The sequence below is a fragment of the Streptomyces sp. NEAU-YJ-81 genome, assembly GCF_017592595.1.
Classification (GTDB): domain Bacteria; phylum Actinomycetota; class Actinomycetes; order Streptomycetales; family Streptomycetaceae; genus Streptomyces; species Streptomyces hygroscopicus_B.
In genome coordinates this window covers 244,790-259,545 of the sequence record NZ_JAGFNO010000006.1, presented here as the reverse complement: position 1 = coordinate 259,545, position 14,756 = coordinate 244,790, and the positions used below count along the sequence as shown (strand labels likewise).

At 69.6% G+C, this 14,756-nt stretch carries 13 protein-coding genes; 7 read left to right on the top strand and 6 right to left on the bottom strand.

The features are described 5' to 3' along the window. Positions 1-13 precede the first annotated feature (13 nt). The 6 genes from J5X86_RS17265 to J5X86_RS17240 all read left to right on the top strand — a co-directional run bounded on the left by J5X86_RS17265 (position 14) and on the right by J5X86_RS17240 (position 6,083). Complete coding sequence (locus tag J5X86_RS17265) at positions 14-424, top strand: DUF742 domain-containing protein (RefSeq protein ID WP_014055140.1); 411 nt, start codon at positions 14-16, stop codon at positions 422-424. Next, entirely contained in the window at positions 405-989 is a 585-nt protein-coding gene (locus J5X86_RS17260; RefSeq protein ID WP_078643928.1) for an ATP/GTP-binding protein, read from the top strand. Before J5X86_RS17265 ends, J5X86_RS17260 begins: the two co-directional genes overlap by 20 nt. Positions 990-1,322: 333 nt before the next feature. Next, on the top strand, positions 1,323-4,355 hold the full coding sequence (locus tag J5X86_RS17255) for a nitrate- and nitrite sensing domain-containing protein (RefSeq protein ID WP_208517686.1): 3,033 nt from the start codon (positions 1,323-1,325) through the stop codon (positions 4,353-4,355). 10 nt (positions 4,356-4,365) lie between these two features. Next, the gene (locus J5X86_RS17250; RefSeq protein ID WP_020868201.1) at positions 4,366-4,779 is read left to right on the top strand and encodes a roadblock/LC7 domain-containing protein; all 414 of its coding nucleotides are present in this window, start codon (positions 4,366-4,368) and stop codon (positions 4,777-4,779) included. Between the two features lie 82 nt (positions 4,780-4,861). Continuing rightward, complete coding sequence (locus tag J5X86_RS17245; protein ID WP_208517685.1) at positions 4,862-5,524, top strand: DUF742 domain-containing protein; 663 nt, start codon at positions 4,862-4,864, stop codon at positions 5,522-5,524. Then, positions 5,505-6,083 (top strand): ATP/GTP-binding protein, encoded by a 579-nt coding sequence (locus J5X86_RS17240; RefSeq protein ID WP_078610434.1) that lies wholly within the window; start codon positions 5,505-5,507, stop codon positions 6,081-6,083. The genes J5X86_RS17245 and J5X86_RS17240 overlap by 20 nt, the downstream gene beginning before the upstream one ends. Before the next feature lie 163 nt (positions 6,084-6,246). On the opposite strand, the gene J5X86_RS17235 is transcribed toward J5X86_RS17240, so the two are convergent. The 5 genes from J5X86_RS17235 to J5X86_RS17215 all read right to left on the bottom strand — a co-directional run bounded on the left by J5X86_RS17235 (position 6,247) and on the right by J5X86_RS17215 (position 12,734). Next, positions 6,247-6,486, bottom strand: a complete 240-nt coding sequence (locus tag J5X86_RS17235) for an acyl-CoA carboxylase subunit epsilon (RefSeq protein WP_208517684.1) — start codon at positions 6,484-6,486, stop codon at positions 6,247-6,249. Between the two features lie 56 nt (positions 6,487-6,542). Continuing rightward, on the bottom strand, positions 6,543-8,126 hold the full coding sequence (locus tag J5X86_RS17230; RefSeq protein ID WP_078643922.1) for an acyl-CoA carboxylase subunit beta: 1,584 nt from the start codon (positions 8,124-8,126) through the stop codon (positions 6,543-6,545). A gap of 332 nt (positions 8,127-8,458) precedes the next feature. Beyond that, complete coding sequence (gene cimA, locus J5X86_RS17225; RefSeq protein ID WP_208517683.1) at positions 8,459-10,057, bottom strand: citramalate synthase; 1,599 nt, start codon at positions 10,055-10,057, stop codon at positions 8,459-8,461. 346 nt (positions 10,058-10,403) lie between these two features. Beyond that, on the bottom strand, positions 10,404-11,489 hold the full coding sequence (locus J5X86_RS17220; RefSeq protein WP_208517682.1) for a branched-chain amino acid aminotransferase: 1,086 nt from the start codon (positions 11,487-11,489) through the stop codon (positions 10,404-10,406). A gap of 201 nt (positions 11,490-11,690) precedes the next feature. Beyond that, the gene (locus J5X86_RS17215) at positions 11,691-12,734 is read right to left on the bottom strand and encodes a 3-isopropylmalate dehydrogenase (protein WP_208517681.1); all 1,044 of its coding nucleotides are present in this window, start codon (positions 12,732-12,734) and stop codon (positions 11,691-11,693) included. Positions 12,735-12,862: 128 nt separating this feature from the next. On the opposite strand from J5X86_RS17215, the gene J5X86_RS17210 reads away from it, so the two are divergent. Next, the gene (locus J5X86_RS17210) at positions 12,863-14,446 is read left to right on the top strand and encodes a metallophosphoesterase family protein (RefSeq protein ID WP_208517680.1); all 1,584 of its coding nucleotides are present in this window, start codon (positions 12,863-12,865) and stop codon (positions 14,444-14,446) included. Here the strand turns inward: J5X86_RS17210 and J5X86_RS51970 are convergent. Further along, positions 14,440-14,562, bottom strand: coding sequence for a hypothetical protein (locus J5X86_RS51970; RefSeq protein ID WP_087684456.1), 123 nt, complete (start codon positions 14,560-14,562; stop codon positions 14,440-14,442). The two genes, J5X86_RS17210 and J5X86_RS51970, sit on opposite strands and share 7 nt — an antisense overlap. Positions 14,563-14,756: the final 194 nt, after the last annotated feature.

Below are 14,756 nucleotides of genomic sequence, written 5' to 3'. Positions count from 1 at the left end.
GACCGGAGGATCCATGACCCCGCCCCCCGCCTCGCCCGGCCCGTACGGCGGCCATCACCAATCGCCGTACGGGGGTGAAGGCGACCAGCCATTGGTGCGCCCGTATGCCATGACCGGTGGCCGGACCCGGCCGCGCTACCAGCTCGCCATCGAGGCGCTGGTCAGCACCACGGCCGACCCCGTGCATCTGCAGGGGCTGCTCCCCGAGCACCAGCGGATCTGCCATCTGTGCCAGGAGGTCAAGTCGGTCGCCGAGGTCTCGGCGCTGCTGAACATACCCCTGGGTGTGGCGCGGATCCTGGTGGCGGACCTGGCAGAGGCCGGCATGGTGGCGATCCACCAGCCCGGGGGCGGTTCGGAAGCGGGCGGTACCCCGGATGTGACACTGCTCGAAAGGGTGCTCAGTGGACTTCGCAAGCTCTAGCGGCGCTCCCCCCGCCCGCGCGACCACCTCGGCGAAGATCGTGGTGGCGGGCGGCTTCGGCGTGGGCAAGACCACGTTCGTCGGCGCGGTCTCGGAGATCAACCCGCTGCGCACCGAAGCCGTGATGACCTCCGCCTCGGCGGGGATCGACGATCTGAGCCATGTCCAGGACAAGACCACGACGACCGTGGCGATGGACTTCGGCCGCATCACGCTCGACGACGATCTCATCCTGTACCTGTTCGGCACGCCGGGTCAGGACCGCTTCTGGTTCATGTGGGACGACCTGGTGCGCGGCGCGATCGGCGCCGTGGTGCTGGTCGACACCCGCCGGCTCGCCGACTGCTTCCCCGCCGTCGACTACTTCGAGAACTCCGGGCTGCCCTTCGTCATCGCCCTCAACGGCTTCGAGGGCCAGCAGCCCTACAACCCCGAAGAGGTCCGCGAGGCTCTGCAGATCGGCCCGGACACTCCCATCATCACCACGGACGCGCGCCACCGCACCGAGGCCAAGAGCGCGCTCATCACCCTGGTCGAGCATGCGCTGATGGCCCGGCTCAAGTAGGGGACGCCGTCCGGGAGTTACCGGATATCGGACGGAGGACGGGCCGTGTCGAACGATACGGCCCGCTCGCCGTTGATAACGTTTCGACAGAGATATGACGCGGCTCCCGATACGGAGCGCGATCGTGCCGCTGCGTTGCGCACTCAAATAGTTCGGTATTCGACATATCTCAGCCATAACGCCCCTTTTTTCTCTGGTCCAGACAACGTACTGAGCGCTTTGCGCACTGTTTGGAAAGCACCTGCGGGGCGTGCTGGAATTCGCTGCACTGGGCAGTCAGGGCTCAGCTGGGAACGGCACAAATGGTGCCGATGCCGAGAGGTTGTTGGTCGAGTGAGGCGAAGCAAGCCGGACCCCGCGCAAGACGCGCGAGGGAACTTCACCCCGCCGCCGCGGTCAGGCACAGCGGCGTCGCCCGCCGAGGCACCGGATCCACCCAGTGGTGGCCGGATCTCCCCTCGGAACTGGCGGGTGCGCGGCCGGCTGTACGCGATCCTGCTCATCCCCGTGCTCGTCGCCCTGGTCTTCGGTGGCTTCCAGGTCGCCTCCTCCGTCTCCACCTGGAACGAGGCGCGGGACGCCGAGCGCACCGCCCAGGTCGTCCGGGCCGCCACCACCTACGCCCACGCCCTGGTCAACGAGCGCGACCTGAGCGCGGGCCCGCTGCTCAGCGGCACCAACGAGGCCACGGTGACCAAGGCGCGGGCCACCAGCGACGCGGCGAAGAAGGACTTCGACAAGGCCGTCGCCAATATGCCGCAGACGCCGACCATGAAGCGCCGTCTCAAAGCCTTCAGAGCCGCCGAACCGCAGCTCGCCGCCCTGCGCCGCAACGCCTACACCGACCGCCTGAACGGTGTGAAGACCGAAGAGGGCTATGTCGCCGTCGAGCACGGGCTCACCGAGTTCGCCAATGAACTGGGCCTGGGCACCGGCAATATCACGTCGTACGGCCGTACCGTCTACGCGGTATCCCTGGCCAAGGGCGCGGAGTCGCTTCAGCGCTCCATCGGCACCCATCTGCTGGTCAAGCCCGGTCCGTCCGCGACCGACCGCAAGACCCAGCTCACCGCCTTCACCTCGTACGTCTACCTCGAGGGCATCGCGCTCGGGGAATTCGAGGCGGCCGGCACACCGCAGGACGTGACCGGGCTCGAGGACACCCTCACGGCGGCCGAGAAGCGTGCGCAGGAGCAAATCGCCGAGGCGAAGCGGAAGGCCGAGGCGGACGGCAAGAAGTTCGTCGCGCCGCCCGGTATGGACCAGATGTTCAAGGCCATCGGCAGCGGCGCCTCGCCCACCGCGCTGGCCGGCCAGGGGGTCACCCCGGACGCCTGGTTCAACGCCTCCACGATCAAGTTCAACGCCTACCGGGACGTCGAGCAGGCCCTGGTGAACAGAGCCGTGGACGAGGCGGCGCAGATCTCCTCGGACGCCCGCCGCGATGCGATCGTGAACGGCGCGATCGTGGTGCTGGCACTGCTCGCCGCCTTCTTCGTGGCCGGCCGGATGGCCCGCTCGATGAGCCATTCGATGCGGCAACTGCGCAACGCCGCCTTCGACGTCGCCGAGAACCGGCTGCCCGCGGTGGTCGGCCAGCTCTCCCGCACCGACCCGGGACGGGTGGACACCAGGGTCAGCTCGATACCGATCAACACCAAGGACGAGATCGGCGAGGTGGCCCGCGCCTTCGACCAGGTGCACCGTGAGGCGATCCGGCTCGCGGCCGAGCAGGCGATGCTGCGCGGCGGCGTCAACGCGATCTTCACCAACCTTTCCAGTCGCAACCAGGGACTGATCGAGCGGCAGCTCACCCTGATCTCCGAACTGGAGAGCCGGGAGGCCGATCCGGACCAGCTGGAGCACCTCTTCCGGCTGGACCACCTGGCCACCCGTATGCGGCGCAACGGCGAGAACCTCCTGATCCTCGCGGGCGAGGAGCCCGGCCGGCGCTGGAACCAGCCGGTACCGCTGATCGATGTGCTGCGCGCCGCCTCCTCGGAGGTGGAGTCCTACGAGCGCATCGAGCTGGCCGGCGTCTCCGAGAGCGAGATCCACGGCACCGCCGTGACCGACCTGGTGCACCTCCTGGCCGAGCTGCTGGAGAACGCCACCACCTTCTCCTCCCCGCACACCAAGGTGCGGGTCACCTCGACCCGGCTGCCCGACGGCCGGGTGGTGGTGGAGATCCACGACAAGGGCATCGGCCTGACCGCCGAGGACTTCGCCGACATCAACCACAAGCTGGCCAATCCGCCGACGGTGGACGCCACGGTCTCCCAGCGCATGGGGCTCTTCGTGGTCGGCCGCCTCGCCGACCGGCACGGCATCCGGGTCCAGCTGCGCCCCTCCGGGGAGCAGGCGGGCACCACGTCGCTGGTGATGCTGCCCGAGGCGATCACCCACGGCGGTGGCGGCGAGGAGCTGCCCCAGGACGACTTCACGGTCTCCCGGATCGTTCCCGAGCCGCGGCCCGCCCCGGCCTTCGAGGACGTGAGCGAGCTGTCCTCGCGGACCGCCGCCGAGCTGGGTTTCGACGACTCCGCCTACGACCGGGACCAGGGACATCACCAGTTTCAGGGCCAGTACAGCGGAATGGGGGCCACCCCGTCCGAGCGGGATCCGCGGCCCGGCCAGGCGCCTGCCGAGCCGCTGGCGCAGTCGTCGTACCAGAATTCCGGCTATTCGCAACCGGAAGCGGATTACACAACTCAAACGGAACCCGAACAGCAGCCGTACATCGGCTACAACTCCCCCTCTCAACAGGGAGAGTGGGGCGATTCCGGATCTTTCGAGATGCCCTACGCGTCGCAGTTCGGGACCGAAGCGGAATCAGGACCCAGCGCTCCCGAAGTTTCTCGGGACCGCGTAGAGTTCCACCGTCCGGGCCCTTCCCCGAGCGGAATCCACTCGATGACCGACGCCGGGCTTCCGCGTCGTGACAGGCAGTGGCAGCCGTCCGAGGAAACAGGGACACAGGGGATGGTCGGGGACCCGGCGGCGCCCACGGCGCCGGAGCGACCCCGGCAGACACCCCAGCAGCAGGAGGACAGTGCCCCGTGGCAGTCGGAGAACGACCAGCGCTGGCACCGTGCCGAGCGGCTGCGCGACCCGAAGGCCGGTGGGGTCACAACGTCCGGCCTGCCCCGCCGGGTGCCCAAGGCCAATCTGGTCGAGGGCTCCGCGGAGCCGACCGGACAGGGCGGCCCCCAGGTCTCCCGTGCCCCGGAGGACATCCGCGGCAGGCTGAGCAACCTGCGCCGCGGCGTCCAGCGGGGGCGCAGCGCGGGATCCGGGACCCCCGGGCGTGACCAGCATGACCAACAGGGCTTCGGCCCCGGCAGCACCTACGATCAGGAGCGTTAGTGTGAGCCCGATGAGCCAGGCGGCGCAGAACCTGAACTGGTTGATCACCAACTTCGTGGACAACACCCCCGGGGTGTCCCACACCGTGGTGGTCTCCGCCGACGGACTCCTTCTGGCGATGTCCGAAGGCTTCCCCCGTGACCGAGCCGATCAACTGGCGGCGGTGGCCTCCGGCCTGACCTCGCTCACATCCGGAGCCTCCCGCATCTTCGAAGGCGGCGTGGTCAACCAGACCGTCGTCGAAATGGAACGAGGCTTCCTCTTCATCATGTCGATCTCCGACGGATCCTCCCTCGCCGTGCTCGCTCACCCCGAGTGCGACATCGGCCTCGTCGGCTACGAGATGGCCCTGCTGGTCGATCGCGCGGGCAATGTCCTCACCCCGGATCTCCGCGCGGAATTGCAGGGCAGTCTTCTCAACTAGCAAACATGGAGTGCGTTTCGCGCCACCGCGCCATAGGGTGCGGTGGCGCGACCGGCAAGACAGGCGAGTTGGAGGAGGACACGTGGCAACGCCCCCTAGCGGATATCCGTACGCCCACGGGCAGCCGTCCGAGCCGCGCGGAGAGGCCCCGATGAAGCGCTACAACTTCCCCTCCGCGCCCAGCCGTCAGGCCCGCTCTCCACACCAGCCGGAGCCGCAGCAGGAGCAGCAGCCCCCGCGGCGACAGCCGCAGCGGCCTCAGCAACAGCCGTACACGCCCTCCTACGCGCCTCCGGCGCCGCAGGAGGGGTCTTGGTACGACGCGCCGTCCGCGCCGCGTATCGAGCCCGTACAGCCGCCTGAGCGCCCCGCTCCGGAACCTTCCTCCCCCGCGGGCGGCACTCATAACCCTCTGGTGCGCCCGTACGCCATGACTGGGGGCCGGACCCGGCCCCGGTACCAGCTCGCCATCGAGGCGCTGGTGCACACCACGGCCGACCCCGCTCAGCTCCAGGGCCAACTGCCCGAGCACCAGCGGATCTGCCATCTGTGCCGCGAGATCAAGTCGGTCGCCGAGATCTCCGCACTGCTCGCCATTCCCCTCGGCGTGTCCCGGATCCTCGTAGCCGACCTGGCCGAGGCGGGGCTCGTCGCCATTCATCAGCCGGGCGGCGACGAGTCCGCCGGCGGTCAGCCTGACGTGACACTGCTCGAAAGGGTGCTCAGTGGACTTCGCAAGCTCTAGCGGTGCAGCCCGCTCCACCACCTCCGCGAAAATCGTGGTGGCGGGCGGCTTCGGCGTGGGCAAGACCACGTTCGTCGGCGCGGTCTCGGAGATCAACCCGCTGCGCACCGAAGCCGTGATGACCTCCGCCTCGGCGGGGATCGACGACTTGACCCACGCACCGGACAAGACCACCACGACGGTGGCGATGGACTTCGGCCGCATCACGCTGGACCAGGACCTGATCCTGTACCTGTTCGGCACGCCCGGCCAGGACCGCTTCTGGTTCATGTGGGACGACCTGGTCCGCGGTGCCATCGGCGCGGTCGTCCTGGTGGACACCCGCCGCCTCGCCGACTGCTTCCCCGCGGTCGACTACTTCGAGAACTCCGGCCTGCCCTTCGTCATCGCCCTCAACGGCTTCGACGGACACCAGCCGTACACCCCCGAAGAGGTCCGCGAGGCCCTGCAGATCGGCCCCGACGCGCCGATCATCATCACCGACGCCCGCCACCGCAGCGAGGCCAAGAGCGCGCTCATCACGCTGGTCGAGCACGCGTTGATGGCCCGGCTGCGGTAGCCGAGACCGGCGACAGAAGCCAAAATCCCCTGCTCTCCGAGGAGAACAGGGGATTTGTGCGTTCCTAGTCAATCCAGGGCGGCCGGCGCGGTCAGGGCGCTCGGCGCGGGGCCGGCGGCCTCCGGGCGGTGTGCGGCCGTCCGGAGGCGGCGGGGCCGCTCGCTCAGCCCTGCCAGCTGTGCGGCGCGCTGAACGCCGGGCGGCGCTCCAGACGGCGCCAGCGGGCGGCGCTGCGGCCCGGGCGGGTGGAGTCGGTGGTGCGGTAGGTGCCGGCGGCCGCGCGGGCGAGCAGCACCGCGGTGACCGCGGCGAGCTCCTCGGCGTCGGCGTGGCCCTTCTCGACCCGGACCAGGGTGGCCGCCGCCGCGGCGGCGGGATCGGCGATATCGCTCGGTGTGCTCACGGTTTGTCTCTTCTCCCTTGTCGCGCGGGTTTCGCGCGAGGACACGAACTCAGAGGCTACTGCGGCGGGTTGCCGTGCTTACGGGACGGCAGGTCGGCGTGCTTGTCGCGCAGCATCGCCAGCGACCGGATCAGGACCTCACGGGTGTCGGACGGGTCGATCACATCGTCCACCAGGCCCCGCTCGGCCGCGTAGTACGGGTGCATCAGCTCGGACTTGTACTCCTTGACCATGCGGGCGCGCATGGCCTCGGGGTCATCGGCGTCGGCGATCTGACGGCGGAAGATCACGTTGGCGGCGCCCTCGGCGCCCATCACCGCGATCTCGTTGGTGGGCCAGGCGTAGGTCAGGTCGGCACCGATGGACTGGGAGTCCATGACGATGTAGGCACCGCCGTACGCCTTGCGCAGGATGACGGAGATCCGCGGCACGGTGGCGTTGCAGTACGCGTACAGCATCTTGGCGCCGTGCCGGATGATCCCGCCGTGCTCCTGGTCCACACCGGGCAGGAAGCCGGGCACGTCGAGGAAGGTGACCAGCGGGATGTTGAAGGCGTCGCACATCTGGATGAAGCGCGCGGACTTCTCCGACGCCTCGATGTCCAGCACGCCGGCCAGCGACTGCGGCTGGTTGGCGATGATGCCGACCACCTGGCCGTCGAGCCGGGTCAGCGCGCAGATGATGTTGGTCGCCCAGCGCTCGTGGACCTCGAGGTACTCGCCGTCGTCGACGATCTCCTCGATGACCTTGCGCATGTCGTACGGCCGGTTGCCGTCGGCCGGGACGAGGTCCAGCAGCGAGTCGCCGCGCCGGGAGGCCGGGTCGTCGGACTCGACGGTCGGCGGGTTCTCCCGGTTGTTCTGCGGCAGCAGCGACAGGAGGTAGCGCACCTCCTCCAGGCACGTCTCCTCGTCGTCGTAGGCGAAGTGGCACACACCCGAGGTCTCGGCGTGCACATCCGCGCCGCCCAGTCCGTTCTGGCTGACCTTCTCGCCCGTCACCGCCTGGACCACATCGGGTCCGGTGATGAACATCTGAGAGGTCTCCCGGACCATGAAGACGAAGTCCGTCAGCGCCGGGGAGTAGGCCGCCCCGCCCGCGCACGGGCCCAGCATCACGCTGATCTGGGGGATGACGCCAGACGCCTTGGTGTTCCGCTGGAAGATGCCGCCGTATCCGGCGAGCGCCGAGACGCCCTCCTGGATACGGGCACCGGCGCCGTCGTTGAGGGACACCAGCGGCGCCCCGGCCGAGATGGCCATGTCCATGATCTTGTGGATCTTGGTCGCGTGGGCCTCCCCCAGCGCCCCGCCGAAGATCCGGAAGTCGTGTGCGTAGACGAACACCGTCCGTCCGTGGACGGTCCCCCAGCCGGTGACGACCCCGTCGGTGTAAGGCTTCTTCGCCTCCAGGCCGAACCCGGTCGCACGATGCCGCCGCAGCGGCTCCACTTCGTTGAAGGACCCCTCGTCAAGCAGCAGATCGATCCGCTCGCGAGCCGTCAGCTTCCCCTTGGCCTTCTGGGCCTCGGTCGCCCGCTCGCTCGGGCCGCGCCGAGCCTGCTCGCGAATCGCGTGCAGCTCGGCGACGCGCCCGCGAACGTCACTCGCCTCAGCAGGCGCACCTTCGAGATTGGTCATGCATTGACGGTACGTTCCCGGACCCCCGGAAACGCATGTCAATTCCCTACAACGTCAAGGGCGTTTTGGTGGGCAGGCGGAACAGAACTGGACAGCGGCTTTCCCACTACCTGGTGTCCTAAAGGACTATCGGCCCTGTCGGCATCCGACAAACCTCCAGGCGGCGACCGTGCGAGGGGCGGGCTCGACCACCCGGATGGGCGGCGACCGCCGGAGCGGCGCTACGGCCGGATCGGGGAACGGAGCACGTCGGCCGCGCTCCGCTCCCCGTACCTTACTCCGGCGGCGGCCGGCGCCACGCGCACCGGGCCCACGCGGCCATGAGGCCCAGGTCACTCCTGCGGGTCCACCCCGGCCCGCAGCAGCCCGTAGGCGTAGGCGTCGTCCAGGGCCTGCCAGGACGCGGCGATCACGTTCTCCCCGACGCCGACCGTCGACCACTCCCCCTGGCCGTCCGCGGTGGAGACCAGCACCCGGGTCGTGGACTCGGTGCCGTGCTTGCCTTCCAGGATGCGGACCTTGTAGTCCACCAGCTCCATCGTCGCCAGCTGCGGGTAGATCCGCTCCAGCCCCACCCGCAGCGCCCGGTCCAGGGCGTTGACCGGGCCGTTGCCCTCCGCCGTGGCGACGATGCGCTCGCCCTTGGCCCACAGCTTCACGGTGGCCTCGTTGGCGTGGGTGCCGTCCGGGCGGTCCTCGACGATCGCCCGCCAGGACTCGACCCGGAAGTAGCGGCGGGGGCGTCCGTCGACCTCCTGGCGCAGCAGCAGCTCGAAGGAGGCGTCGGCGGCCTCGTAGGTGTAGCCCGCGAGCTCGCGCTCCTTGACCCGCTCGACGATCCGGCCCACCAGGGCGCGGTCGTCGCCGAGGTCGATGCCCAGTTCCTTGCCCTTGAGCTCGATCGACGCCCGGCCGGCCATGTCGGAGACGAGCATCCGCATGGTGTTGCCGACCCGCTCGGGGTCGATGTGCTGGTACAGATCCGGGTCGACCTTGATCGCGGAGGCGTGCAGTCCGGCCTTGTGGGCGAAGGCGGATACGCCCACATAGGGCTGGTGAGTGGACGGCGTCAGATTGACGACCTCGGCGATCGCGTGCGAGATCCGGGTCATCTCCTCCAGGGCGCCCTCCGGCAGCACCCGGCGGCCGTACTTGAGCTCCAGGGCCGCGACGACCGGGAAGAGGTTGGCGTTGCCCACCCGCTCGCCGTAGCCGTTGGCCGTGCACTGGACGTGGGTGGCGCCCGCGTCCACGGCGGCGAGGGTGTTGGCGACCGCGCAGCCGGTGTCGTCCTGGGCGTGGATGCCCAGCCGGGCGCCGGTGTCGGCCAGCACGGTGCGGACCACCGCGTCGATCTGGCCGGGGAGCATGCCGCCGTTGGTGTCGCAGAGGATCACCACCTCGGCGCCCGCCTCGTGGGCGGCGGAGACGACCTGCTTGGCGTAGTCCGCGTTGGCGCGATAGCCGTCGAAGAAGTGCTCGCAGTCGAGGAAGACCCGGCGGCCCTGGGACCGCAGGTAGGCGACGGTCTCGCGGACCATCGCGAGGTTCTCCTCGAGCGTGGTGCGCAGGGCCAGCTCCACATGGCGGTCGTGGGACTTCGCCACCAGGGTGATCACCGGCGCCCCGGACTCCAGCAGCGCCTTGACCTGGCGGTCGTCCTCGGCGCGTGCCCCCGCCTTGCGGGTGGCGCCGAACGCCACGAGCTGGGCGTGCTGGAAGTCGATCTCGGCGCGGGCCCGGGCGAAGAACTCCGTGTCGCGCGGGTTGGCGCCGGGCCAGCCGCCCTCGATGAAGCCCACGCCGAAGTCGTCCAGGTGACGGGCGATGGTCAGCTTGTCCGCGACCGTCAGGTTGATGCCCTCGCGCTGCGCTCCGTCGCGCAGGGTGGTGTCGAAGACATGGAAGCCGTCGTCGGGCAGATCCTTCATGGTTGGTCTGGCTCCTGTCGGATGGATCTCGGTCTACCGGAATATCCGGTTCCGCGCCCTCCTATGGTCCCTCACGCTTCGCGTCCGGCGGGATGGTCCGGAAAACGAAAAGACCCCTCGCGGGTGCGAGAGGTCTGCGCGCGGGTCTGGGGCACGGTGGCCGCGCCGTACCGGGTCGTACGGGCGGTCACTGCGGACCGGCGCGCCTGCTGTCAATAATCATGACGAACGAGAGCACGGAGGCAGTCTGGCACATTCCGCCCCCGCGCTCTCATCCGTCTCATCATGCGAACCATCGGTGTCAACGGGGTGACACTCGCGATCAGCCCAGAGGTGACACCCGTGATCAGCCCAGGGGGTGCATCCAGCCATGCGGGTCCGGGGCGACGCCGGTCTGGATGTCCAGCAGCGCCTTGCGCAGCCGCATCGTCACCTCGCCCGGCTCACCGTCGGCCACCGTCCAGTTCGCCCGGGCGGACTTGACCGAGCCGACCGGGGTGATCACGGCCGCCGTACCGCAGGCGAAGACCTCGGTGAGGGTCCCGTCGGCGTTGCCCTGGCGCCAGTCGTCCACGGAGATCCGGCCCTCGGTGACCTCGTAGCCGAGGTCGGCGGCGATCCGCAGCAGCGAGGCGCGGGTGATCCCCGGCAGCAGTGAACCGGACAGCTCGGGGGTCACGATGCGGTCCCCGTACACGAAGTACAGGTTCATCCCGCCCATCTCCTCGATCCAGCGGCGCTCGATCGCGTCCAGCCAGACCACCTGGTCACAGCCCTGCTCGGCGGCCTGGGCCTGGGCGACGAGGGAGGCCGCGTAGTTGCCGCCCGCCTTGGCCGCGCCGGTGCCGCCGGGCGCGGCGCGGACGTACTCCTCCGAGAGCCAGACCGAGACCGGCTGCACCCCGCCGGGGAAGTAGGCCCCGGCGGGGGAGGCGATCACCACGAAGAGGTATTCGTTCGAGGGCCGGACACCCAGCCCGACCTCGGTGGCGAACATGAAGGGCCGCAGGTAGAGGGACTGCTCTCCGTGGCCCGGCACCCACTCCTTGTCCTGGGTGACCAGCGCGTCACACGCCTCGATGAAGGTCTGGACGGGAAGCTCGGGCATGGCGATGCGGCGCGCGGACGCCTGGAACCGCTCGGCGTTCTGCTCGGGGCGGAACGTGGCCACGGACCCGTCGGGGCGGCGGTACGCCTTGAGCCCCTCGAAGATGGTCTGGGCGTAGTGCAGCGTCATGTTCGCCGGATCGATCGAGAGCGGGGCGTACGGCACGAGCTGGGCCTCGTGCCAGCCGCGGCCCTCGGTCCACTTGATGGTCACCATGTGATCGGTGAAGTGGCGGCCGAATCCGGGGTTGGCCAGGATCTTCTCCCGCTCGGCGGCGGGGAGGGGGTGGGACGAGGGCTTGAGCTCGATCGTGGGCGTCGTCATGGCAGGTAGTCCTTCACCTTCGGTTGTGGCGGACCGCGCTCACACCATCCTGCCCGTGATCGGTACTAGGACGTCCAAGCTCTTCTTCACACAACGGCCCCACCGGGGATTATCTCCTAGGTGAGGCCGTGGAAGGAGCGTTGTGCAACGCGCGGCCCAGGTCGATGGTCGCACCCAGCCGCGCGGTGGCACAGGCTGGGGTCAGCCGGATACTCGGGCGGCGAGCGCGTCGCCGATCTCGTCGGTGGTGCGCGGCGCGGCCGCGTCCCGCCCGGCGAGGTCCTCGGCGACGGCTGCCTCGATACGGGCCGCCTCGTCCCCGTAGCCGAGGTGCGACAGGAGCAGGGCCACCGACAGGACGGTCGCCGTCGGGTCGGCCTTGCCGGTGCCCGCGATGTCCGGCGCGGAGCCGTGGACCGGCTCGAACATCGACGGGAAGGCGCCGGAGGGGTTGATGTTGCCGCTCGCGGCGAGCCCGATGCCGCCGGTGACGGCGGCGGCGAGGTCGGTGAGGATGTCACCGAAAAGGTTGTCGGTGACGATCACGTCGAACCGCTCCGGCTGGGTGACGAAGAAGATCGTCGCGGCGTCGACGTGCAGATAGTCGGTGGTGACCTCGGGGTACTCCTGGCCGACCCGGTCGAAGATGTTCTTCCACAGGTGGCCGGCGTGCACCAGGACATTGTTCTTGTGCACGAGGGTCAGCTTCTTGCGCGGCCGGGCGTCGGCCCGCTCGTAGGCGTCCCGGACCACGCGCTCGACACCGTAGGCGGTGTTGAGGCTGACCTCGGTGGCGACCTCGGCCGGGGTGCCGGTGCGCAGCGAGCCGCCGTTGCCCACGTACGGGCCCTCGGTGCCCTCGCGGACGACCACGAAGTCGATGTCGGGGCGGCCGGCCAGCGGGGTCGGGGTGTTCGGGAAGAGCTTCGACGGACGCAGGTTGACGTAGTGGTCGAAGGCGAAGCGCAGCTTGAGCAGCAGCCCGCGCTCGAGCACGCCCGAGGGCACCGACGGGTCGCCGATGGCGCCGAGCAGGATCGCGTCGTGGTTCTTCAGCGACTCCAGGTCCGCGTCCGGCAGGGTCTCGCCGGTGGCGTGCCAGTGCTGGGCGCCGAGGTCGTAACTCTGGGTCTCCAGCTTCACGTCCTGGGGAAGGGCGGCGGAGAGGACCTTCAGGCCCTGGGCCACGACTTCCTGGCCGATACCGTCACCGGGGATCACTGCGAGGCGAATGCTGCGAGACATACCGGGACCCTACCGCTCGTCCCATGGATTGACATAGCTGTTCCGCCATTCGGACATCCGCCGAGCGGCAATCACCCGTTCACCCCCTGTATGGTGCGCTGTTGACCGCCCGGGGGACATTCCGGTCCATGGACACACCACGGTTCGGCGTACCGGAGCGGCTCGCCCAGCGGATGACCATGGCGGAGCAGCATGAGTATCTGCGGGCCCGGCTCTCCCGGCGCCGAGTGCTGCGCGGGGGCGCCGCCACGGCGGGGACGGTCGCGGGCGCGGGGCTGCTGGGCGGGGCGGCGTGCGCCGCCGACGCAACGCCTGCGCCCGTCGCGAGCCCGAAGCCGGTGACCGCCACGGTGGACGGCGCGCTGGTCGCCCCGTTCGGCCGCCATCTGGCCTTCGGCGCCGATCCGCGGACGCAGATGCGGATCTCCTGGCAGGTGCCGTTCGCCGTGCGCAAGCCGTATGTGCGGATCGGCACGAGCCCGCTGGAGCTCACGCGCAAGGTCGAGGCCGAGGTCCGCTCTCTGCACACCCCGTCGCTGAGCGACAAGCTGCCCGCGGTCGACCAGTTCTATCTGCACGCCGCGGTGGACGGTCTGCGCCCTGGGACCACCTATTACTACGGCGTCGGTCATGCGGACCGCGACCCGGCCGAGCCGCGGCACTTCTCGTCCGTGGGCACCTTCCGCACCGCGCCGGAGCGGAAGGGGAAGTTCGTTTTCACCGCCTTCGGCGACCAGGGGGTGAGCTATGACGCGCTCGCCAACGACCAGTTGATCCTTGGCCAGAACCCGTCGTTCCATCTGCACGCCGGGGACCTGTGCTACGCGGACACCACGGGCCACGGGAAGAAGACCGACCTGTACGACGCCCGGGTCTGGGACTCCTTCCTCGCCCAGACCGACTCGGTCGCGGCGAGCGTGCCGTGGATGGTGACGACCGGCAACCACGACATGGAGGCGTGGTACTCCCCCGACGGCTACGGCGGCCAGCTCGCCCGCTGGTCCCTGCCGGACAACGGCCCGGATCCGCGCAAGGCGCCCGGGGTCTATTCGTTCGTCTACGGGAACGTGGGCGTGGTCGCTCTGGACGCCAATGACGTCTCGTACGAGATCACCCCCAACAAGGGGTACACCGACGGTGCGCAGACCCGCTGGCTGGACCGGCGCCTGGGGCAGCTTCGCAAGCGGCCCGGCATCGACTTCCTGGTGGTCTTCTTCCACCACTGCGCCTACTCCACGACCAGCGCCCACGCCTCGGACGGCGGGGTGCGCGACACCTGGGTGCCGCTGCTGGAGAAGCACCAGGTGGACCTGGTCATCAACGGCCACAACCACGTCTATGAGCGGACCGACGCGATCCGGGGCGGCAAGGTCGCCCGCCGGGTCCCCATCGAGGGAAGCGCCGACGCGGTGCGCGACGGGATCGTCTATGTGACGGCGGGCGGGGCGGGCGCGAAGCTCTACGAGTTCCCGGTGCCCGACAGCTACGAGGGGCACGTCAAGGACCTCGACGAGGTGAAGACCTACCACTGGACGAAGGACGGGGAGAAGAACCGGGACAGCGCGGACTGGTCCCGCGTCCGCTACACCGGCTTCTCCTTCCTCGCCGTGGAGGTGGAGCCGGGCCCCCGCCCCAGGCTCACGGTCACGGCCCTGGCGGAGTCGGGCGAGCGAGTGGACCGCTTCGAGGTCACCCGGCCCCGGCGTCAGTGACCGGTGGCACCGCCGTTGTCACGGCGGTCGAGGGCGCGCTGCAATGCGGCGGCCGCCTTCTTGCGGTCGGTGTCGTCGGTCTTGCGGCGGATCCTGCGGACAGTCGTCTCGGCCATGATCACATCTCCTCTGCTGAATCCCGGTGGACCGGGAGGAAGGAAAGCTCCCCGAGAAGGTGGCTGCCGGAAGGGGCGGGGGCCTGGGTGCGGCAGGGGTCACCTGCGCCTGTGCACCGGCCGCGGCCGCCATCGCTGGATGCAGCGAGACGTTCGGCTTCCACAAAAGTAAGGCAGCGGAGCGTCAGTGTCTG

Coding starts and splice junctions, on each gene's coding strand:
- J5X86_RS51970 (WP_087684456.1), bottom strand. CDS start 14,562: ATGGCCGAGACGACTGTCCGCAGGATCCGCCGCAAGACCGACGACACC.
- J5X86_RS17230 (WP_078643922.1), bottom strand. CDS start 8,126: ATGACCAATCTCGAAGGTGCGCCTGCTGAGGCGAGTGACGTTCGCGGG.
- J5X86_RS17220 (WP_208517682.1), bottom strand. CDS start 11,489: ATGACGACGCCCACGATCGAGCTCAAGCCCTCGTCCCACCCCCTCCCC.
- J5X86_RS17210 (WP_208517680.1), top strand. CDS start 12,863: ATGGACACACCACGGTTCGGCGTACCGGAGCGGCTCGCCCAGCGGATG.
- J5X86_RS17265 (WP_014055140.1), top strand. CDS start 14: ATGACCCCGCCCCCCGCCTCGCCCGGCCCGTACGGCGGCCATCACCAA.
- cimA (WP_208517683.1), bottom strand. CDS start 10,057: ATGAAGGATCTGCCCGACGACGGCTTCCATGTCTTCGACACCACCCTG.
- J5X86_RS17215 (WP_208517681.1), bottom strand. CDS start 12,734: ATGTCTCGCAGCATTCGCCTCGCAGTGATCCCCGGTGACGGTATCGGC.
- J5X86_RS17250 (WP_020868201.1), top strand. CDS start 4,366: ATGAGCCAGGCGGCGCAGAACCTGAACTGGTTGATCACCAACTTCGTG.